14 protein-coding genes are annotated in these 21845 nt (G+C 44.8%); 9 read left to right on the top strand and 5 right to left on the bottom strand.

Translation table 11 applies throughout. From position 1 onward, the window contains the following. Positions 1–23: 23 nt before the first annotated feature. Together BMW79_RS28585 and BMW79_RS28580 are read right to left on the bottom strand one after the other, a co-directional pair. Positions 24–2780: a TonB-dependent receptor gene (locus BMW79_RS28585; protein ID WP_089901412.1), complete on the bottom strand. Its 2757-nt coding sequence runs from the start codon at positions 2778–2780 to the stop codon at positions 24–26. 237 nt (positions 2781–3017) lie between these two features. Further along, positions 3018–4595, bottom strand: coding sequence for a tetratricopeptide repeat protein (locus tag BMW79_RS28580; RefSeq protein ID WP_089901409.1), 1578 nt, complete (start codon positions 4593–4595; stop codon positions 3018–3020). A 175-nt stretch (positions 4596–4770) separates the two neighbouring features. Between BMW79_RS28580 and BMW79_RS28575 the strand changes: the two genes are divergently transcribed. The 9 genes from BMW79_RS28575 (at position 4771) to BMW79_RS28530 (ending at position 16796) form a co-directional block, all read left to right on the top strand. Then, complete coding sequence (locus BMW79_RS28575) at positions 4771–5544, top strand: 3-keto-disaccharide hydrolase (RefSeq protein WP_089901406.1); 774 nt, start codon at positions 4771–4773, stop codon at positions 5542–5544. Between the two features lie 394 nt (positions 5545–5938). Continuing rightward, complete coding sequence (locus tag BMW79_RS28570; RefSeq protein WP_089901403.1) at positions 5939–6451, top strand: hypothetical protein; 513 nt, start codon at positions 5939–5941, stop codon at positions 6449–6451. Positions 6452–6489: 38 nt separating this feature from the next. Then, a complete protein-coding gene (locus tag BMW79_RS28565) occupies positions 6490–6957 on the top strand; it encodes a hypothetical protein (protein ID WP_089901400.1) in 468 nt (155 codons plus the stop codon). Between the two features lie 80 nt (positions 6958–7037). Then, on the top strand, positions 7038–8369 hold the full coding sequence (locus BMW79_RS28560; RefSeq protein WP_089901396.1) for a S41 family peptidase: 1332 nt from the start codon (positions 7038–7040) through the stop codon (positions 8367–8369). Between the two features lie 28 nt (positions 8370–8397). Then, the gene (locus BMW79_RS28555) at positions 8398–8880 is read left to right on the top strand and encodes a hypothetical protein (protein WP_143059292.1); all 483 of its coding nucleotides are present in this window, start codon (positions 8398–8400) and stop codon (positions 8878–8880) included. Between the two features lie 710 nt (positions 8881–9590). Further along, positions 9591–10607 carry a zinc-binding alcohol dehydrogenase family protein gene (locus BMW79_RS28545; RefSeq protein WP_089904371.1) on the top strand — a complete coding sequence of 339 codons (1017 nt, stop codon included), beginning with the start codon at positions 9591–9593 and terminating at the stop codon, positions 10605–10607. A gap of 17 nt (positions 10608–10624) precedes the next feature. Beyond that, positions 10625–13420, top strand: coding sequence for a family 78 glycoside hydrolase catalytic domain (locus BMW79_RS28540; protein ID WP_245752705.1), 2796 nt, complete (start codon positions 10625–10627; stop codon positions 13418–13420). 211 nt (positions 13421–13631) lie between these two features. Next, complete coding sequence (locus BMW79_RS28535; RefSeq protein WP_089901388.1) at positions 13632–15368, top strand: NACHT domain-containing protein; 1737 nt, start codon at positions 13632–13634, stop codon at positions 15366–15368. 48 nt (positions 15369–15416) lie between these two features. Beyond that, on the top strand, positions 15417–16796 hold the full coding sequence (locus tag BMW79_RS28530) for a tetratricopeptide repeat protein (protein ID WP_089901385.1): 1380 nt from the start codon (positions 15417–15419) through the stop codon (positions 16794–16796). 36 nt (positions 16797–16832) lie between these two features. Here the strand turns inward: BMW79_RS28530 and BMW79_RS28525 are convergent, their stop codons facing one another. The 3 genes from BMW79_RS28525 to BMW79_RS28515 all read right to left on the bottom strand — a co-directional run bounded on the left by BMW79_RS28525 (position 16833) and on the right by BMW79_RS28515 (position 21739). After that, complete coding sequence (locus tag BMW79_RS28525) at positions 16833–17651, bottom strand: SDR family oxidoreductase (RefSeq protein ID WP_089901382.1); 819 nt, start codon at positions 17649–17651, stop codon at positions 16833–16835. Between the two features lie 155 nt (positions 17652–17806). Continuing rightward, positions 17807–18820: a helix-turn-helix transcriptional regulator gene (locus tag BMW79_RS28520; protein ID WP_089901379.1), complete on the bottom strand. Its 1014-nt coding sequence runs from the start codon at positions 18818–18820 to the stop codon at positions 17807–17809. Between the two features lie 336 nt (positions 18821–19156). Further along, positions 19157–21739 carry a glycoside hydrolase family 2 protein gene (locus tag BMW79_RS28515; RefSeq protein ID WP_218150472.1) on the bottom strand — a complete coding sequence of 861 codons (2583 nt, stop codon included), beginning with the start codon at positions 21737–21739 and terminating at the stop codon, positions 19157–19159. Between the last annotated feature and the right edge of the window lie 106 nt (positions 21740–21845).

Genomic DNA, 21845 nt, shown 5'->3' with positions numbered 1-21845 from the left:
GACGATGAATATTTTGAATGAGGTTATAATTTGTAACGTACGCCGAGCAGGTAAGTTTGTTTGTAATACTCTTTCCTGATCAGTGTTTCATTGGCTTTACCCTGTCCTGGCATATTATTGTTGGCGGGATTGGTGCCTTTGATAAATATTTCGGTAGGGGTATTCAGCAGGTTACCGGCTTTGGCGAAAATGCTGAAGTTGTTGCGGAATCTTTTTTCTACCGAGATATCCATCTGTATAAATCCTTTCTGCCAGAAATCGTTATCCAGCCATTGAGATACGGTGTTGATACGTGGGCCGGTGTAAGCGCCTGCCAGTTGTGCATCCCAGCCATGCTGAATGTCTTTGTACAGGATGGAGAGGTTACCGATGTGTTCAGATTGTCCGTACAGCGGACGGGTCTGATCTACGATCACCGTTTCCATATCGCGTTTTGCATTTCTTTGTTTCAGGCTCTTTGGGGTGGTGATAGAAGAATGGGTATAGGTGTAGTTGGCTTTGAAACCAATTTTGCTGAAGAACTTAATATAATCCAGTTCCAGGCCATAGTTGCGGGCGGTACCGAAGTTACCGGCAGAATAGAACTGGTCCTGTGTACGAACGGGATCCGGCTTGATCGTATATTCAATAGGATCCTGGATGCGTTTGTAGAACACGCCAACGAGCAACTGATCGGAGTGATTCGGAAACAGTTCATAACGCAGGTCGAAGTTATCGGCGAGTGCACGTTTCAGATCCGGGTTACCACGTTCCTGGTAGTCTTCCAGCACAATTTTAGCCGGCACAATTTCAAAGAAGCCAGGACGGTTCAGGGAGCGGAAATAAGATCCGCGTAAGTTCTGGTGGTCGCTTAATTCGTATTTCAGGTTCAGGCTGGGCAATACATCGGTATATACCTGGTTGCCATCCGGACGGGTTTCTCCCTGTGGGAAGAACATGTGATAACCCTGGTCGGTATGTTCTACGCGTACGCCACCGGTTACTTCCAGGTCGTTTGCTTTAAACTTGAACATACCATATCCGGCGCTGGTTTTTTCAGAAGCGTCATAGGTAAGCGGGTTACCAACGGCGCCACCGGCATTCTGGATATCCCAAACGATGTCGGTGTTGCTGAAATAATCTTTGCCATACAGGGCTTCTGTATTGGACGGTTTGAAGGTATAGTTATTAAAGAAACTACTTCTTTGTTTGTCGCGGTACAAACCACCAGCAGAGAAATCTACCTTGGCGCCTGCAATCCTGGCGGTATAGGTGAGGTCGAGGTAACCGGCGATATCGTTGTCGGTATTACGTTCCCAGCGGCGCGACATATTAGCGATGGTGGTACGTTTTTCCACAAAGTTGTTGCGGGTGCCATCGAGTGCGAGGGTGGTGTTGTCCGGTACTTCGTTCAGTGCGGAGGAGAACACGGCAGACCATTGCAGTTTTAATCTGCCTGGAATGATTTTATGATCGCCATGCAGGGTAGAATTGTAGATCTTCTGCGTGGTTTTGCGGGAGCGGCTTTCGAAGGTCAGCTGTGCATTACCGGTAGTGGGATTGTACAGGGCATTGGAGAAGTTGGTGGTAACACCTTCCCGTGCCTGGAAGCTTTGCAGGTTCATGTAGGCGGTGTAGAGCGACAACTTGTTATTGTCATTGAACACATAGTCGATTTTACCATGTACGCCGCTACGTTGCTGTTGTTCGCTGTATTGGCGTTGCTGCATGCTGGTGATAACGGAATACTTGGCGGTATCCATATCATTTTTATAGAACGTGCTGGTGGTAACGCGGTAGGTATTCTGGAAGCTACCGGCCAGGATTACACCGAGTTTGTTATGCAGGAAACGCTGGCCGAGAGATACACCTGCTACGACGTTTGGTGCGAAGCTTTTGTTTTTATAGTCGAGGGTACCGGTGGCAAAGTCGCCCGGCGTGGCTTTGAAGTTCTTGCCATTGGCTTCATACGGCGATTTAGAATTGATGCCGCTATGATCGAAGCTGGTAAAACCCTTGTCCAATACCATCTGGCTATAACCGGCAGCTACGTTGGCGTTGAGCGACAGGCGGGTAGGGGCATCTTTCATGACCATATTCACCACACCACCTACGGCGTCTCCTTCCATGTTTGGTGTCAGGGATTTGTATACTTCGAGGCGGTCCAGCAGTTCAGCGGGGAAGATGTCGAGCGGTACATAACGGTATTTGTTATCCGGGCTCGGTATTTTCACCCCGTTGATGAGGGTGTAGTTATATCTTTTATCCATACCCCGGAGGATAGCATACTGTCCGTCGCCGTTGCTGCTGCGTTCTATGGAGATACCGGATACGCGCTGGATCACATTGGCCACTGTGAGGTCGGGAGATACTTCGATAGCCTGACCGGATACCACGTTCATCACCTGTATGGATTTCTGTTCCAGTTTGCGGGCGGCATTTTCCGAGGAAGCTTTGGAGCCACCGGCTACCACTACTTCGCTGAGGCTTTTGCTGCTATGCTCACTGAGGTAGATGTTGAGGGCCGGATTATCGCTTTCGGCTACGGTAACGGCCTTGGTTACTGTTTTATAGGTAAGATGGGAAATGACCAGGTTGTATTTACCGGCCGGTACTTTCTTTAACTCAAAGGAACCATCGAGGCCGGTGAGTGCTACCAGCTTTGTTTGATCGAGTACAACGGTAACGCCTACCAGGGGCTCTCCCGTTTTCTGATCGTACACGTGTCCTTTAAGGTTGCTGGCGCTGACAAAAGTAACGCTCAGCAGCAGGGATAAAAATGTTGTTAAAAGTGTCTTCATTTTTGATGAATTTGATGCGGTGGATGTTTGTAGCGAACCGCATCGCAAAAGTGAATTCCTGCCGAAAAAAATGCAAAAAACCAGCGTAAGCAAAACGTATACAGCGTTAGCAAGCCCGTAAACAAAGCGTAATCAGCGTATACAAAGCGACTGTAAGTAATTGATAATTAATTGATTGTTTGTAACAAAAACCGCCATTACCATTATGTTACGGCAATATTACCGGAATATTAAGCCTTACAGTCCCTGTACAAAAGTGTTGAGTGTATCGCCCTCCGCGATGTTCAGTTTTTTGCGCAGGCGGTACCGGGCCACCCGTAAACTATCGGGGGAGATCCCCAGTATAGTGGCCATATCTTTTGAGTCCATATTCATTTTATGGAGGGCCAGTAATTTGATATCATTGTTGGTCAGATCGCTGTAAAGTGCATTGAGTTTATCGAAGAATACCTGGTGTACCTGTTCGAAGATGCCGGTAAATTCTTTCCATTGTTTCTCATGATTTACGTTCTGGTTTATTTTCAGCACCAGTTGCTGCAGTTGTTTTTTCTGGTCCCGTTTATCTTCCTGTACCATTTCGGAGAGGGTATTGCGTAGTTCATCGAGGAACTGGTTGCGCTGGATGACATCGAGGGTATGGGTGGCCAGTTGTTTGCTTTTGAGTTCCAGCTGGTCGCGTTGCACCCGGTTTATTTCCGCATTTCTTTCTGATACGGTCTGGGCCTGGCTGATTTTCAGCTTCTGGCGCGAGATGGTGAGCAGGCAGAGGATGACGAGCAATACGATCACAATCACCACCGCCGTGTAAATGATGCGGTTCATTTTATGGCTGTTCTCCAGCTGCAGTATTTCGTCGTTCTTTTTGTTGGTATCGTAAAGGATCTGGAGGAAATTCATTTGCTGGTTATTCTGGGCAGAATAGATCTCCAGCAGGCATTTCCGGCTGTACTCCATATAATAATAGGCACTGTCGTTGCGGCCCATCAAATTAAAAGCTTTGGCAATATCTTTACAGGCGGCGGCTTCCTGGTATTTATTGTTGGTTTGCCGGGCAATGGCCAGTGCTTCGCGGGAATAGGGCATACTGCCTTTGATATCACCGGTTTTGCGGAGTACATCCCCGATATTGTTCAGTACCTCCATAGCGGCGATCCGGTCGTGGCGCGAGTCGTACAGTTGCAGGGCGGTACGGAAATAGGTCAGGGCGGTATCGTAGCTGGCGAGATCCTCGTGAATGGTTCCCAGGTTTTCATAGATACCGGCCATGCCGAAGGTATCGTTGGCGCTCTGGTATTGGGTCAGGGCCAGTTGCTGGAAGTAGCCGGCGCTATCGTATTGCTGTTGTTTCTCATAATAATGGCCGATGTAGCCATAGGTAGCGGCCATGCCGGCCTTATCGTTTACCTGCCGGTAGCGTTGCAGGGCTTTATCATATTGGGCTTTGGCTCCTTTTTTATTGATATTCCGGTAATACAGTTGCCCCATATCATTGAGTACGGCTGCTTCTTCGGCTTTATGGCCACCGGCCGTGAAAATATTGGCTGCCTGCTGGTAATAATCGAGCGATTTGGCGTAGTGGCCAAGGATAAAGCACACTTTTCCCATCTGTTGCAGGCATTTGCCGGCAGTCACCTCGTCCTGGTTACTGATGGCGAGGTCATGCATCCGGCGCAGGGCCAGAAAGGCCGCATCAGGCGACTCCTGGCTCAGCTTCCCGGCAGCCTCCAGCTGCATTTGCAGGGTATCCTGGGCGCAGCTCCACATCCCCGGCAGGAGCAGTAAGCATAATACAATAGCAATAAAAAAACGTTTCATTTTGATCGACCGCACATATTGATGAAGCGCAAAGAATGTTTTTTAGTGTTAACTGTATGTTACCAACCGGGGTACCGCCGACATAAAAATGCTTGCTTACGGATACTATTTTATATATTATTGTGTTGCCGGTTACATTTTTGACCCATAAATTAGTTCCAGTTAAATATTGATTATGAAAAGAAAATTCTTATTTACCATGCTGCTGGCAGGAGGATTTTGTGCCGCCCAGGCCCAGGAAAAAGCAAAACCTGAAGATACAGAAGTGTATACCCCGGTGCCACCGGAAGTGAAACCAGGGAAAAAGTGTGGAGAAGCGCCATCTGACGCGATCGTATTATTTGATGGCAGCAACCTGGATCAGTGGGTGATGACCGACAACCGTGATAAACCGGCTGAATGGCTCGTTAATAAAGGTATCCTGACCGTTAATAAAAAGACAGGTAACATCGAAACCAAGAAATCCTTTACCAATTACCAGCTGCATATCGAATGGCGCGTTCCGGCCAATATCACCGGTACAGGCCAGGGCCGTGGCAACAGCGGTGTATTCCTCGCTTCCATCGGTAAAGGGGATGCCGGTTACGAATTACAGGTACTGGATTCCTATAATAATAAAACATATACCAATGGTCAGGCGGGTAGCATCTACAAGCAATCCGTACCACTGGCTAACCCCACCCTGAAACCAGGAGAGTGGAATACTTATGATGTGATCTGGACAGCGCCCGTATTCGGAAGCGATGGTGCGCTGACATCTCCCGCAAAAGTAACGGTGATCTTTAACGGTGTGGTGGTACAGAATGGTTATGAACTGAAAGGACCTACCCAATACATCGGCCAGGCAGCTTACCGCCAGGCACATGGACCAAGCCCTATCAAGCTGCAGGCACATGGCGACAAGAGCGAGCCACTGAGCTTCCGGAATATCTGGGTGAGAGAAATGTAGTTTTTACGGAGAAATTTTTTTGAGAGAGCTGTCAGAGATGACGGCTCTTTTTTGTTGTTTAAAGATGGCCATACTTTTATTTTATTTAGTACAAGTGTTCCGAAGAACGTGTATAATAGTTGACTACCAGCAGATGTGAGGCCTGATCTACACAAGACCTTTCCCATTTTCTTACTGAAAGTATTGTTCCAGTTTTTTCGCTGGTATAATATGATTGTGTTTGATTAATTGATGATATACGTCAATTAATTGATTGTTTTCCTAAAGTTACATAACTTTAGGAAACTATTTCATATATCGCGAAGTGTCATTTTGAGATTGTGGGAAGGCATCTTGCTATAGCAGGAGAATCTGCCAGAAATCTGATAATTGAATATCTGGAAAACGATTAACTATGAGAAAGAAAATAGATAAAGCAGCAGTACTCTCCATAGATAACATCTATCCCCATGGTCTTTCAGAAGAAGAAAAAGCCGCTGCAGACAATGAACTTGTCAGTTACCGGATGGATCTATGGAATAAGATGACAAAAAAAGATCATCTCCGGGCGGATTTATTGCAAGTCAAATATCAGATGGAACGAGTGATTAAGTCGCTCGAATACCAGGGCACCTTGCATTTTGGTTATTTCTTATCCGCTTATATCAGGGCAATTCAGAAGAAACAAAAAGAATTTGCCAGGGAAATAAGTATCGATGAAGCCCGCTTAAGCCGGATCATTCATAATAAAGAATTTCCTAATGATGAACTTTTTATCAGATTGGAAATACATTCAAATAATACCATTCCAGCGCTGAACTGGTTTTTGCTAGCAGAAAAAGGTAAAGCGTATAATATCAGTACCAATCAGGCATTGAGAAAAAAGGAGAAAAAGAATGTGCTGGTTACCATCGCCAGCATCAAATAATTGGTGACATCATACGTTATTCAGTCAGTATCTGATCTATGAAAAAAAAGTATTTTATAACATCCCTATTATTACTGGCCGCTTCCCTGTCTTCCGGCCAAAATGCCTGGAATACCAGGGAGAAAGACTCCACTAATATCTATTACCAGGCACTGAAAGCTTACTTTGGACAATATCCAACAGCCCAAAAACAAACGGTGCTGATAGAAGAGAATACGACTACCACTAAAAGCATTCCCCCACAGATGGGTGTTTTCAGGATTGAATTGCTGGGCTGGACGGATATCGAAGACAGATTAAAAAAGAAGGATACCATCAATCTTATCAGAATAGTGCCCCTGAATGTAGAGGATGGTAAATTCAGTATAGCAATTATTCCCTTCGATGTGGTGAAGACATCAAAGGGATTGCATTACATTAACAGTGGAGGAAGCAATATTGAATTTTTGTATGATTGTGTTGAAAAGCGATTTGATGTGCGGGGAGTGAAGTCATTCTCCTTGTAGGGATAGTAAAGCTATTTTCAGTTTCCTGAATAGTAGTAATCGTTCAGAAAATATTAGTACTTGTTTTGTAAATTACAGCTATGCTTACCCGTACCTGTCTGTTGCTGTTCTTTCCACTTTACCTGTTGGCGCGCCCGGTACCACAGGATGCTGACACATTATATGCTACAGCATCCCTGAAAGCAGATTTCCATTTTCTGAAGCAACGACTGAAAAAACTACATCCTGCGCTTTACCGCTACACGTCTAAAAAAGAAATGAAGGTATTTCTGGATAGCCTGGAGAAAGTAATCACTCATCCCATGACCCAGCAGGCATTTCTCAGTCATATTTCATTGCTGAATGAAAAGATAAGGGATGGGCATACCATGTTCCTGCCCGGAAAGGCCGCAATTAATTTTAATCGTATCCAGGGGAAATTCCTGCCTTTGCAGGTATTTCCTGATAGCGGACAACTCTATATCCTGGCAAATTATTCAGGAAATGATTCGTTGCATGCCGGCGATGAAATTCTTGCTATCAATCATCAGTCTGCCCGGGAGGTACTTACCCAGCTTATCAGACGCATGGTGAGGGATGGAAGCAATCAGACCTATCCCATATGGATCTTAAGACATTATTTCTCCGCTTATTATAGCTTCACTTTTGGTCAACCAACTGAGTTTTTGTTAACCGTAAGAGATACCAGCGGAGTGATAAGTACGCATACGGTGGCAGCAGTGTCCAGTGAAAAGATCCGGGCAAGTCATTCATCTGCGGGGATTACGCTGGCCGCTTTCCCTTCAAAGCCAACGGCCGCTATGCTGACTGTCCCAACCTTTGATTCCTCACTGCTGGCCGCCCGTTATCACCAGGATTTTAACACCACCATAGACAGCTTTTTTCACCTGATCCAGCAACGTGGAATAAAGGACCTGGTGCTTGATTTACGCAATAACCAGGGCGGCGACTTTGCGCCGGGCCGTTATTTGTTGGGATACCTTTTGAAACAGCCGTCCGTCTGGCTATATAACGGAAAGAAAAAGGAGATGATTACTCCTGTATCCGGGCATTTTACCGGAAGATTATTTGTCCTCGTTAATGGGGGCACTTTTTCCAGTGCTGCTATCGTGAGCGCATGCCTGGAAAAGAACACCGCTGCTATTTTTGCAGGAGAAGAAACCGGAGGAAATACCTATATCATTAGTGGGAACCCGTTTGAATTTACCTTGCCCAATACCGGCATACAGTGTTTTATTTCTACTACCAATTATATCATCAATCCTTATGGCAGCAATAGCGGTCACGGATTGATACCCGAATTTGTGGTACCGGTACATATGCAGTACATGCTAATGACCAACGACCCGATGCTGCGCTTTTTAGAGTGGCTGCTAGATGCAGACCTGGATTACCGGAAACATTATTCCTGATGCCCATTTCATGTTATTAATATACCTTATGAAAAATATTTCTTGCATTTTATTAATGAGCTTATCTTTTTTAGTTGCATCGGCTCAGCAAGTAAAGAAAAACCTTGACCTGATTATTGTAATAGATGAAGAAATCAGCGTTGGATCTCTTGCCCAGGTACATATAAAAGCTGTGTCAGCAACACAAGAATATGTCATCAAGGCAGGATATTATCCTGGTAATTTGTCGATGGAGTTATCAGATTATGACAGGTTAATGAGTGAAGATATAAAAACGATTCTTTTATTATTTGACCATTATGAGTATTCCGGAGGGGAAAGTGAAATGACAAATTTTGAAATAAAACTTGAAAAATCATGGCTGCTGCATAGATTTAATATTTTACGTATTTACAACCTGGAGAAAAAGAAGTATGCCAAATTATTTTTTGCTCCTAAGTCGGGTAAGACATATGTATTTGAAATGGATACATCCGAAGGTAGCAGTCGATTAATCAGGAAAAAACAATGAATATGCGGAAAATGTTTCCCGTTATCATCCTGTTATCTTGTCTGAATACTACCGTTCATGCACAGCGGGATTCCCGGCAACAGGTTTTGCATAAAGGGATTATTGGAAAAGAATTCCTGTTTAAGGAAAATGATCATGCCACACAACTAAAATACCTTGGGCACATTAAAACAAAGAAAGGTAAAACACTCAGATTCCTGAATGCTGTGTTCCTTTTTGGTTTATTTGAAAACTCACAGCGCGCATCCTGCCGGATACTGGTTTTCAATGACAAAAACCAGTATTTAGGGAATTATTATGTAGGTGGAATATGGGACTTGCCTGCGAGGATATCAGGTAAGAAACTGATATTTTTGCCATCCCGTGAAGGTTGTAATCAAACTTCGACTGTCAGTTTTGCGCATGGGATTCCCCAACAAATTCATGTATTGTGCACCCTTACCGGAGGAGACGATTATGTTTTCCAACGATGAATAAAGTTATGGAAGGACTATTGGTAGATAGTATTCCAATAAATGTCTGTATGACAAACATGTGATGTGACCTCTCTTTTTTATCATATAAAGAGAAACCGGATAATATATCGTATAACCCGGATAAGATGCTACGATAAATATCTCCCGCAACCCCTTTTCTTTGAACCTTGCTATTTTATCACCGCCGGGAAAATAAAAACGGACGGATCGGATATTTTTTTTAAATTAATTGTAGTGAAAACACTCATCTGTACCACTCCCGGTAACTTTGAATACGGACTGCGGCCCATGCCGCCGCTTTTGCCCGGTCATGCTATTATCCGTATCCGGAAAATAGGGATCTGCGGCACCGACCTGCACGCCTTTGAAGGCACACAACCTTACTTTAATTATCCCCGGATCCTGGGACATGAGCTCGCCGCCGAAATAGTGGCCCTGGATGCATTAGAGGTTACCGGGTTTCAGCCCGGCGACCTGGTAACAGTAATCCCCTACGAAAACTGTGGCCATTGCATCGCCTGCCGTAATGGTAAACCCAACTGCTGTGAAAATATCGCAGTACTGGGGGTGCATAAAGATGGCGGCATGAGCGAATACCTGTCCGTACCGGAGCGCCTGCTGGTGCATGGCGAAGGACTGAGCGCTGATCAGCTGGCACTCGTGGAACCCCTGGCCATCAGTGCCCATGGCATCCGCCGCGCAGCTGTACAACCCGGCGAATTTGTATTAATAATGGGCGCCGGTCCTATCGGGTTGGCGGCTATGGAACTGGCCCGTATTGCCGGCGCCCGGGTAATTGCCACCGATATACAGGACAGCCGCTTACAGTTTGCCCGCCAGGTACTGGACATTCCTTATACGATCAATGCCGCCACCGATGTAGAAGGGCAACTCCGGCAAATTACCGGAGGCGACTTACCCGTGGTGGTAATAGATGCCACCGGCAGCCAGAAAGCCATCAACAACGGCATTCATTACCTGGCCCATGGGGGACGTTATGTACTGATCGGACTACAAAAAGAACTACTACAGTTTTCCCATCCGGAATTCCATAAAAGAGAAACTACCCTCATGAGCAGCCGGAATGCCACCCGCGCAGATTTTGAACAGGTGATCCGTTGTATCAGGGAAGGAACTATTTTTCCGGAGAAATATGTGACGAATCGTATTAAATTCGGGGACGTAAAAAACGTATTCCCCTCCCTGCTGGATCCCAGTAATGCGGTGATCAAAGCACTGGTGGATATCTGACCTCAAAACAGTGTATGATGATGATGAAATCATGGCTATTGTTGTTATGGCTGGGAATTTCCCCGGCTGTTGCTGCGCAATCCGTTGGCCTGCAACACCTGTTATGCGATTACCAGGAAAACCCCATCGGCATCGATGCACCACAACCCGCGCTCAGCTGGCAGCTCCAGGGCAAAGGAACAGGTATCCGCCAAACGGCCTACCGCATCCTGGTAGCCGATAACCCACGCGCGCTGGAAAAGAACAAAGGCCTGCTGTGGGATTCCCGGAAAGTCCTTTCAGATCAGTCGTTGCAGGTACGTTACCATGGTCCGGCATTGCAACCCGCTACTACTTACTATTGGAAAGTAATGGTATGGGATCAGCAAGGCAACCCCTCTGCCTGGAGTGAAACCGCGAGGTGGCATACGGGATTGTTGACCCCGGGCGACTGGCAGGCCGCCCAATGGATCGGCTATGAAAAGATGCCCGATGCCGCCCGCATTGTACCCGCTATTACCAACGACAACGATCCCCGGTATAAAGACCGCAATGATGTGCTGCCACTTCTCCGGAAAACGTTCGATATCCGCAAGCCACTGCAAAAGGCCACCGTTTATATCAGCGGACTGGGACAATTTGATTTACATCTCAACGGAAAAAAAACAGGTGATCACTTCCTCGATCCCGGCTGGACAAAATATGATCAACATGCCCTGTATGTTACTTTTGATGTGACAGAGCAATTGCAAACAGGACGCAATGCCCTGGGCGTGATGCTGGGCAACGGCTTCTTTTATATACCCGGTAGCCGTTACCGCAAACTCACCAGCGCCTTCGGTTATCCACAACTCATTTGTCGCCTGCACCTGCAATATAAAGATGGCAGCACAGAGAATATTGTGAGCGACAGCAGCTGGAAAACCGCCGCCGGTCCGATTACTTTTTCCAGCATCTACGGGGGAGAAGATTACAATGCTACCCTCGAACAACCCGGATGGGACCAACCTTCCTTTGATGATGCTGCCTGGAAAAATGCGGTAGCCGTGAATGGACCGCCCCAACTGAATGCACAAACAGCGGCTCCCCTTAAGATATTTGACCGTTTTACCCCTGTAAAGATCACACAAACCGGTCCTGCTACCTGGGTGTATGACATGGGGCAGAATGCATCTGCTATTCCCGCCATCTCCCTGAAAGGGAAGAAAGGCACGGTGGTAAAAATTACCCCCGCAGAATTGCTCACCGATAAAGGCATGGCTGATCAGTCGGCCGTAGGTAGCCCCGTTTATTTCAACTACACCCTCAAAGGCGACAGCATAGAATCCTGGCAACCACAATTTATGTACTACGGTTTCCGGTATATCCAGGTAGATGGCGCCGCACCCGCCGGTACCCACAACGGTTTGCCGGAAATACAATCGATGTACAGTTTGCATACACGTAACGCCGCCGCTACCATCGGGCAGTTCAGCTGCTCGAATGAGTTATTTAATAAAACATTCCGGCTCATCGACTGGGCCATTCGCAGTAATACCGCCAGCGTACTCACCGATTGCCCCCACCGCGAAAAACTTGGCTGGCTGGAAGAAGCGCACCTGGTAGGCAGCTCTATCCGTTACAACTACGATATCGCAGCACTGTGCCGGAAGGTAGTGCGCGATATGATCCATGCACAAACAGAAACCGGTCTTATTCCGGACATCGCCCCGGAGTACGTACACTTCGACGATGGCTTCCGTGATTCGCCGGAATGGGGCAGCAATGGCATTATCCTGCCCTGGTATATGTACCAGTGGTATGGCGATAAATCGGTGCTGGAAGAAAGTTACCCGATGATGATCCGCTACGTGAACTACCTGGAACAAAAATCCAATCACCATATCCTCTCTCACGGTCTGGGCGACTGGTACGACATTGGTCCGAAATTCCCCGGTGAAGCACAGCTCACCCCTAAAGGGATTACCGCTACCGCGATGTATTACTACGATCTCAGTATTCTCTCCAAAGTAGCCACACTGCTGGGAAAAACCGCTGATGCCCAAAAGTATTACGCCCTCAGCGAGGCCGTTAAACAAAGTTATAACCGTACCTTCTTTAACGATAGCAGCAAACAGTATGCAACGGGAAGTCAAACCGCCAATGCCATGTCGGTATATATGCAGTTAACCGATTCTGTGTATAAGGGAGATGTGGTGGAAAATATCGTTGCTGATATCCGTGCGCATAACAATGGCATCACTGCCGGCGATATCGGCTACCGTTACCTGCTCCGTGTACTCGACGATGAAGGCCGTTCTGATGTGATCTTTGATATGAACAGTCGCAGTGATGTACCCGGCTATGGCTTACAGCTGGCCAAAGGCGCTACTGCCCTCACCGAATCCTGGCAGGGCTACCGCGATGCCTCCAATAACCATTTTATGCTGGGGCATCTGATGGAATGGTTTTACAGCGGCCTGGCAGGTATCCGGCCTGCCCCGAACAGCGTGGCCTTTCAATATATGGTGATCCGCCCGGAACCGGTAGGAGATGTGACCTTTGCCAAAGCGAGTTATATATCTCCCTACGGAGAGATTATCAGCGACTGGAAAAAAGAAGATAACGTGTTTACCCTGAAAGTGCGGATACCGGGTAATACACATGCCACTATTTATGTACCCGCTGAATCTACTTCTGATATTACACTGAACGGTGTAGCCGTGCCCGTAGAAAAGGGCTATAAATCCGGAAGGTATGTGATGGAAACGGGTTCGGGAGAATATGTGTTGCGCGTGATAAACCGGGAGCCGGTGACGACTTCTTCGGGAAGTTATGCGTATCAAAAAAAGTGAACGATTGTTAACCCCTGGATTTTATTATCATATTAGTACGTTGATTCTCCCGCCTGTGTATTTATTTTGATGTCGCTTCTCAATGAATCCATTGTAGTAAGACGCTGTGCCACCTTCGAATAAAAAAGTGACCTGCACCAAACCGGTTAACCTTGGTGGTGCGTTGTAGCGGCTCATTATTATAGCACCAAACCAATCGCAAAGATCAACTATGATAGAAGTAATTAATGATTTGTTAAAAGGACCCATTGAAAAACTGTGGCGTTTTGTGGATAGAGAGGTAGCCCAGGTGATTTCCAACAGGTTGCTGGAGTACCAGGTGGCGGAGTATAACAGAAGTTATCGTACTAAAACGATCCTGCATCGGGTGGAGCCGGTGAAGTTGTTGGATTTTTACCAGCCGTTATTTATCCGGCCATCTAATACTTCGAGTCGCTATCAGAAAATACCTACTAATTCTGTCAAAGAGTTATTTAAGCATACAAGGGCCATTACTATTCTGGGCACGGCCGGTAGTGGGAAAAGCACCATTGTAAAATATTTATTGATTAACTGTATTCAGGAAGCCTTTAAGATTCCAATAAGAATTGAACTGAGGTATTTAAATAAGTACAACGGCAGTCTGCATAAATATATTGAAGAAGAAATATTTGGCTTGGAACAGTTATCTGTTGATCAAAAAGTAACAAAGAGATTACTTCATTCCGGCGATTTTTTATTTTTCTTTGATGGTTATGATGAGTTAAGTTCCAGTGTAAAAGAGGGTGTCACCAAGGATATTAGCGATTTTACCCGCATTTATCCAAATAATTTATATTTATTAACTTCCCGGCCTTACACTAATATAGAACTGCTGGCAGATTTTTCAAATTTTGAAGTATGTAAACTATCTCAGGAAGAAATTGAGCAGTTTGTTAGAAAGCAAATTTCTATTAATGAGAAAGAGATTGTAGAGCGTATTATGGACGGGATCAACACAGCGGACAGGCGATCTTACGCCACGTTCCTTAGTAATCCTTTACTACTCACCATGTTTATTTTAACATTTCAGACTTATTCTACAGTGCCTCCAAAACGCAGTGCGTTCTATAAACAGGTATTTGATTCTTTGTTCCACTTGCATGACAGCATGTCCAAACTGTCTTATGACCGGGAGAAAAAATCGGGTTTGAGTAAAGAGCAATTTGAGCAGGTACTTAAGTTGTTTTCTTTTATTACTTTTTTTAGTGAGGTATTTGTATTTGATCCGGCCTATCTGGAAAGTGTATTGAATACGATCAAAGAAACAAAGAAGAATCTCCAGTTTGAAAATGAACATTTGATTGACGATCTACAGATTGCGATTTGCATTCTGTACAAAGAAGGTGTCGACTATGTATTTCCGCACCGGTCGTTACAGGAATACTTTTCAAGTCTTTACGTAACCAATCTGGAGCCGAGACAAAAGAACAATGTCTACAAAAAGTTGTTACAACAATTTTTACACTATGATACTTTTAGCCTGACATATAAAGACAATTTTTTTACACTTTTAATAGAACAAGATCCAATAGGTGTAATAAGGCACTTTTCTTTGCCTTTTTTAGAAAGAATGGAGCAACTGTTGAGCCAGCCAGGCCTTGAGGAAAGGCCGGAAAAAATCTTGATGACACTAACTATTTTTGCTCATTTTTTTTGTAGAAATGATAGGCGCTTTGATGATTTATTGGTTCCACTTGGGCAATATAACATAAAGCGGCAGCGGATATACCTATCATCTATTGATAGTAAGATAATGCGGTGGCACTTCAAGGATAAAGTAAATGAAGAACGAAAGAGGGAAGTGAAAAATATGACGAGTACTACTTTGGCAAAAATTAAACCTGCTATTCCTCAAGTTATTGAGTTACTCAAAGCAGATCTAAAGCATGAAATAGAAAGTGATAATAGCATTATCGGAATGGTATAGATACCGCCTCGACTGATATTGGTCATAGTTTTTCCACAAACAACTTTTATGACTGAACGTCTTAAAAATAAAGATCCAAAGGACTTACCAGTACTGTTAAGGCAATTAAAGGATGCTGACAGCACTCCTGATTTCCTGACAAAAGAAGATCTCATTTACTTGGAAATGCTGAAAAGCACTCCCCTCAAAAAGAAGGAGCAGGCCGGGGTATATTTCTTATTGGGCTATGGTTATACCCGTATAAAAGAGCAGCGGCTTGCCGTGCATTATTTTGATCTGGCATTTACGTTGGCAGATGATTACTTTCCGCAGCCGAAGATTTTGACAAAGGCCTATCTCCAGGTATTACATGGCGTGGTGTCACAAACAAGCGAGGTGGCATTGGTCAATCATTGCCGGGAATGGTCGGAGCGGTTCAACTTCCCGGTGCAGGATGCCTTCGCTGATTTGGCGGCCGTTTACTACCTGGTGAAAGACTATGACGCGGCCGCTACACTGTGGGGGCAACAACTGGAAAAGGCGCCCGGATGTGTTAATACCTGTCATCTGCTGATAGATACATTATATCATCACCTGCAACGGTATGAAGCGGCTATCTCCATTTATAAGCGTGTACCCGAATCCGTACGGCAAGTGCCCTTTATTCAATTACTCGCTGGTCATTGCTATAAGGCTACAGGAGCGTACGGTGCTGCGGAGCAATTATATAAGGCCGCTATCTCAGCGACGCATCCTGTTAACACGCTTCCTATGCTCGCACTGGCAGAACTCTATGCCGACAGCCTGGCAGATGACCCCGCTGCTGATCAGTGGTACCAGCGGGCCACCGAAGAAAAGGGGAGTAGCTATGAGCTGTTACAGGCCAAAATTTCTTATCTGTGCTTCCTGGTAGCGCGGCAACGGCATACGGCAGCTGTTTCCCTGCTCTTGTTTATGGAGCAACAACTGAATGACAATTTCAATTATCTTCCCGCAGCGGTATTGAATCGCGTGGCCTGGCGCCTGTATGTGTTAAACACCCGCCTGGATCTGGCAGAACAGTTTGCCCGCAGGGCAACTACTTTAGATGCGAATGACGCCGGATATGCCTTTACCCTGCTGGCGATATTGATCTGTTTGAAGAAATGGGAGGAGCTGGCTCCTTATGTGGCCCGTTGGTTAAAGCTTTCAGAAGATGCCGTAATTAAGCGCGACTGGCCCCATTACAGCCTGGTATTCAGGGAGGTGATTGCCCAGGAAAGGCAAACGGATTTCGACGTACTGTTAAACGACCAGCTTTCCGACTGTTGGTTAATGATCCGCTACGCCCTGTATAAAACCACCACCGAAGGAATGCGGTTGCAAATTCCGATGAACATCTATGATCAGGTGGAGTCTATCTATCAGCAATTTATCTGCCCGGATGTACCAGTAATATTTCCTGAGTAGATATTTACAAGCCCGGTAACCTTTACCGGGCTTATTTTATGAAATGAACAAATCTTTCTGCAGTTTAGCGCCTGGCACTACAGCATATTTATCAAAATTGCTAATCCCAGCCGCCTGTAACACTTCTTCATCTATAAACGTATGTCCGCTATAGGAAGCCGGTTGTTGCAGGATGTATTCCACTGCATCTGCCAGGATCTCCGGCGTACGGCTTTTATTGATCAGGGAATCGCCGCCCAGCAGGTTCTTCACCGCCGCAGTGGCAATGGTAGTAGCCGGCCACAGTGCATTGGAGGCAATGTTATACGGCTTTAACTCTTCTGCCCAGCCGGTGGCCAGCATACTCATATTGTATTTACTGATGGTATATGCCAGGTGTGGGCTGAACCATCTCGGATCGAGGTTCAGGGGTGGTGATAAAGTAAGAATATGCGGATTATTTCCTTTTTTCAGGTAAGGAAGACAATGCTGGGTAACCAGGAAGGTGCCACGTACGTTGATATTGTACATCAGGTCGAAACGTTTGGCAGCGGTATCTTCGGTGTTGGTGAGCTGTATAGCGGAAGCATTGTTGATCACTACGTCTATGCCACCAAATTTTTCTACGGCCTGCTGCACGGCCTGTGCTATCTGTGATTCTTCACGGATATCTACCTGCACCGCCAGCGCTTTACCGCCAGCAGCTTCTACTTCTTCGGCAGCAGAGTAAATAGTACCTCCCAGCCGAGGGTCTTCTTCCACGCTTTTCGCGGCAATCACAATATTGGCGCCTTTGCTGGCCAGGCGTAAAGCGATGGCTTTGCCTATGCCCCGGCTTGCGCCAGTAATAAAGATGGTACGTTGCTGAAATGACATAACCCTTGCTTTTTGCGGTGAAAACGAAAGAGGAATTTAAGGAAACTTTCGCTGACCACAAAAAGCAAGGGTATTTTGAGGGATAAGTAGTTTGCAGGGTTAAGAATAACCCTGCGTATTTCTAACCTAAAAAATCAAAATGGGGGGCGATCTCTTCATTGAGCATTCCGAATAGTGACGATGGAACAGTTAAAATAGGATTCAAACAGGACAATAAATTCTTCGACATTATTCATTGCGATGGATCTGCCAATTTCTTCAAGAGTACAGGTGGCGTTCATCGCCATTTTATATGCATGGAGCATCTGTTGTTGCAGATGGTAGGCTTCGGGTGTCATAAAGTAGCTGTCAATAAAGGCTTCTCTGAGCTCTTGCATCGTGAGGTCGAGGGTAACTGCCATTTTAGCCATGGAAAATGCTTCGCCGGTATGTTGTTTCAGGAAGATGAGCGCATCCGGTAACTTCTGTGTAATATACAAAGGGAATATCCGCATAGGCTGACTACTCAGTTTATCCTGGGCTGCGAAATTGAAATACAGTTCCAGGCAGCATCTGTGCATAAATACCTTTGCCTGATGTCCTACCAGCTTGCAGTTGCAGATTTCATCGATCAGGTTCATACAAACCTGGTTGATTTCGTAAGGATCCTGGTTCACCGGGGCGCTTACTTCTCTCAGCGTTTTACTGGCCAGCTGCTGTAATTCAGGATATTTGGCCGCCAGTCTGCCGAGTGTTTCTGGGAGTATGTCTATATGAAAGCTGAACATAACTTCCCATTGTTTCATGATCGCTTTATGCTTGCTGGGTAACAATCTGAAAAGCGCCATTTCCCTTTTGCACATCATATAAGGCCCACTATCCGAGAGCTCTGCCGCTATTTCACCACCCGCCATAAAATGCAGGGCAAAAATCTCTTTCTTCGTGTGTGGAATCAGGAGGATGTTTTCCATGGCATATACTTCATGGGTACGAATGGTAAAATCATCCAATTCCACCGTCTGGCAGATCACATCTGCATTCTCGTTTCTAAGGAATGAAATTTTGGCTGCCAGGATAGGGAGATGGCTGTATTCTTCCGGTAAGTTTTCAGCAGGGATAAATTCCATGTCGTCTGTTTCGATCCTCAATGGGATCCGGGGTAAAAAGCCTTTGTATTCGGGCGATTCCATAACATTTGTTTTTTAGGAAACTTTAAAAAAGGTCTGTTATTTTTGCCTGCTGACCGGGCCGACTGAAGTGGTTTTTATAGGACAGTAACAAACTATTTCAATCTGGCTTAATCAGGTTTGTATCATAAAGTCGTGTCTTTTAACGGCTAACTATATATATACTACACGCGCTTTTCGCGTTTCGTACTATTAGATTGGGAAAATATTTTATAAGTGATATTTTGAGAAAAATAGGTCGCCAATAAGAATATTAGCGACGTTTACATGAGTGCGTAAGGGGTGTAAACCATCCACCCACTTACACCGCGTGTGCTGGGGGTTTTATCCCACTATGAGTTAGTTGTTTTGTGGCCATGTTGGGAGACCGGATTTCATTTTTTGAAGGGCGTCTGCGTAGATCTTTTCGTCAGGTGCACCTTTTTTCATTTGAAGAGCTTTTTCTTCCCATTTGATGGCTTCTCCTGATTGCTTAAGCTTATGCAGCAAGTTAGCGTATGTGTCACAAGCTTCAGGATCACCCTGATACCAGTTTGCCAATGCGTATTTCATTACCTGTGCAGCAAATGTCAATACTTTTGGGTCTTCTACATGCTCAAATAAGGGCCAAGTGATGTTGTTAATGTGATAAAGGGGGTGATCCAATGCTTTTTCAAAATACAACACATAATATTTTCCATAGTTCTTCCAATCTTTAGGTTCCGGTCCAAATCCGGAATAAATCATAGCACTTCCATAAGCAAATTCTTCACCTAAGTCGCCATATTTATTTTTTAACTTTGAAATAACGGTATCCCAGTCAGGAGGAATTTTTGATGTATAGAGAGGCGTTATTTCCTCAGCCTCTATTATCTTTGTCAGGTTTCTTATAGCTGTAGTAGGACCTAATACTTCATCCACCTTTTGCTGATTTTTTAAGAATAATTCAAAACCCTTGTCCTTACTTGTAAACATTGTTTTTGAAAGGAAACTCAAATTTTCTTTTGAGAAAGGAGTAGTTAAAAGGTCAGCATAATCATTACTAAATTTCGTTGTTTTAACCTGGTCCTTTTTGCGAATGGAAATGAGTATCAGTCTTCTTAAAAGTGCAGAATCGCGTTTGCCGTTATTATATTCATTCATCAACTCATCATAACGATTATCATTGTCATTTAAATTCATGTTTGCAGCAATGGAGAAGCTTGAGTCAAGGTTAAATCCGTTTGTTTGGCTTACGAATGGCCGGTTAAGCATTCTCAACTCATTAACAGGAATTTTAATAATAGCACGGTCATAAGTGAGTAACCCATTTTCCTCACCTTCTACATCAAATGGTTGCGTATATATTGACGCGCTAAGGCCCGCCTTTTCAAGCTCTTTTAATTCCTGCATCATATGAGCGTACTTTACCTTCAGTTCCGCGGGTGTCACCTGCACATATCCCCACCCTTGCATGTCATCCCATTCGTGTCCAGGAACAGGTACCCCTACACCTCCAAACTCACCCAGTACTCTGGCCTGGTTAGGTTTTGGCGGCGCCAGTCTGGGCTCAGGATATGAGTGTACATCTGTCATGTCACTGGATACCCAGGGATTGTCTGCTGGTTCACGCAACTGGTTATCTACATACAGTAGTTCCCCGGAATGCCCATTGACTATTCTACTGGAATCATTCTTCTTCACCCATTCAGTTAGTCTTTGTTGATCGTAGGAACCCCAACGCTCATTGAACAGCACCCAAGTGACGATACTAGGATGATTGTGCAATTGCTCCATTGTTTCCTGCACTTCTTTTTCAAAAGCCGGCTTGGATCCAGCGCGAAGGTCCTGCGAGGGGTTTACAAAATCTTGCCAAACTAATATGCCTATTTTATCGGCATGATAGTACCATCTTTCTGGTTCAATTTTAATATGTTTTCGGATGGTATTAAATCCGAGTGATTTAATGGATTTAATATCGAAGGCCAACGCTTCATCTGTAGGAGCAGTGTAGAGTCCTTCCGGCCAGAATCCCTGGTCCAGGATACCAAGATTATAAGTATATTTATTATTCAGGAATATGCGATCGGTTCCTTTTTCATCTTTTTGAATGGCTATTTTGCGCATACCAAAATAGCTTTTTATTTCATCAATGGGTTTGTTATTTTTCAATATTCTGATAGTAAGATCATATAAGAATGGATCATCTGGAGACCATAATCTCACATTAGGAATGTTGACGATAGCTGAATGATCATTTCCTTTAATTGACTTTCTACCGGTACTTATTATTTTCCCGTTCGCGGATGCTATAACTTCGAGGATCGTATTATCTGTATTCCCAATAGTGTTAATATTTACATTCAATACAGATTTATCTATATCCGGTGTTACTTTCAAATGATTAATTCGTGTGGCTGGAACTGTTTCTAACCATACAGTTTGCCAGATACCGCTAGAAGGGGTATAGTATATATTAGCAGGATGAAGTACCTGTTTGCCATGAGGATTGGGTCCTTGGTCGGTTGGATCATAAACCTTCACCCATAAGTCATTATTACCCGGTTTTAAGAAATCAGTAACGTCAAAAGAGAAGCTCTGATATCCTCCTGAATGCTCGCCTACCAGTTTGCCATTGAGGTAGATAGTAGCCTGCCAATCAACAGCGCCAAAGTTTAATAGTATCCTGTCACTTGTTTTTATTTGAGGCCGTTTAATATCTTTTTTGTACCAAAGGCGCTGCTCGGGCAGTAAAGGCTTTTGTACGCCCGAAAGAGCGGATTCAATTGGATACGGAACAAGTATTTTTCCGTCGAATTTGTTAGGAAAGGTAGTAGTCGAATCTGTAATAGTGTAATCCCATAACCCGTTTAAATTCAGCCAATTATTTCTTTTCAATTGTGGCCTAGGATATTCTTTAAGTGCATTTTCAGGGCTTACCTCATTTGCCCATCTTGATTGCATATGAATCGGCGCAATTTGGTAGTTGTTCGATTGATGCTGAGCATAACAAGTAAAAAACATCAAGCAAGCTATTCCTATCAAATTAATTTTTTTACACATTATCTTA

This window comes from Chitinophaga arvensicola (assembly GCF_900110835.1).
GTDB classification, from domain to species: Bacteria; Bacteroidota; Bacteroidia; order Chitinophagales; family Chitinophagaceae; genus Chitinophaga; species Chitinophaga arvensicola.
This window is presented reverse-complemented; position numbering and strand designations above follow the sequence as displayed.

Coding starts and splice junctions, on each gene's coding strand:
- BMW79_RS28580 (WP_089901409.1), bottom strand. CDS start 4,595: ATGAAACGTTTTTTTATTGCTATTGTATTATGCTTACTGCTCCTGCCG.
- BMW79_RS28565 (WP_089901400.1), top strand. CDS start 6,490: ATGAAAAAAAAGTATTTTATAACATCCCTATTATTACTGGCCGCTTCC.
- BMW79_RS28535 (WP_089901388.1), top strand. CDS start 13,632: ATGATAGAAGTAATTAATGATTTGTTAAAAGGACCCATTGAAAAACTG.
- BMW79_RS28525 (WP_089901382.1), bottom strand. CDS start 17,651: ATGTCATTTCAGCAACGTACCATCTTTATTACTGGCGCAAGCCGGGGC.
- BMW79_RS28515 (WP_218150472.1), bottom strand. CDS start 21,739: ATGCAATCAAGATGGGCAAATGAGGTAAGCCCTGAAAATGCACTTAAA.
- BMW79_RS28560 (WP_089901396.1), top strand. CDS start 7,038: ATGCTTACCCGTACCTGTCTGTTGCTGTTCTTTCCACTTTACCTGTTG.
- BMW79_RS28520 (WP_089901379.1), bottom strand. CDS start 18,820: ATGGAATCGCCCGAATACAAAGGCTTTTTACCCCGGATCCCATTGAGG.
- BMW79_RS28570 (WP_089901403.1), top strand. CDS start 5,939: ATGAGAAAGAAAATAGATAAAGCAGCAGTACTCTCCATAGATAACATC.
- BMW79_RS28555 (WP_143059292.1), top strand. CDS start 8,398: ATGAAAAATATTTCTTGCATTTTATTAATGAGCTTATCTTTTTTAGTT.
- BMW79_RS28585 (WP_089901412.1), bottom strand. CDS start 2,780: ATGAAGACACTTTTAACAACATTTTTATCCCTGCTGCTGAGCGTTACT.
- BMW79_RS28530 (WP_089901385.1), top strand. CDS start 15,417: ATGACTGAACGTCTTAAAAATAAAGATCCAAAGGACTTACCAGTACTG.
- BMW79_RS28575 (WP_089901406.1), top strand. CDS start 4,771: ATGAAAAGAAAATTCTTATTTACCATGCTGCTGGCAGGAGGATTTTGT.
- BMW79_RS28540 (WP_245752705.1), top strand. CDS start 10,625: ATGATGATGAAATCATGGCTATTGTTGTTATGGCTGGGAATTTCCCCG.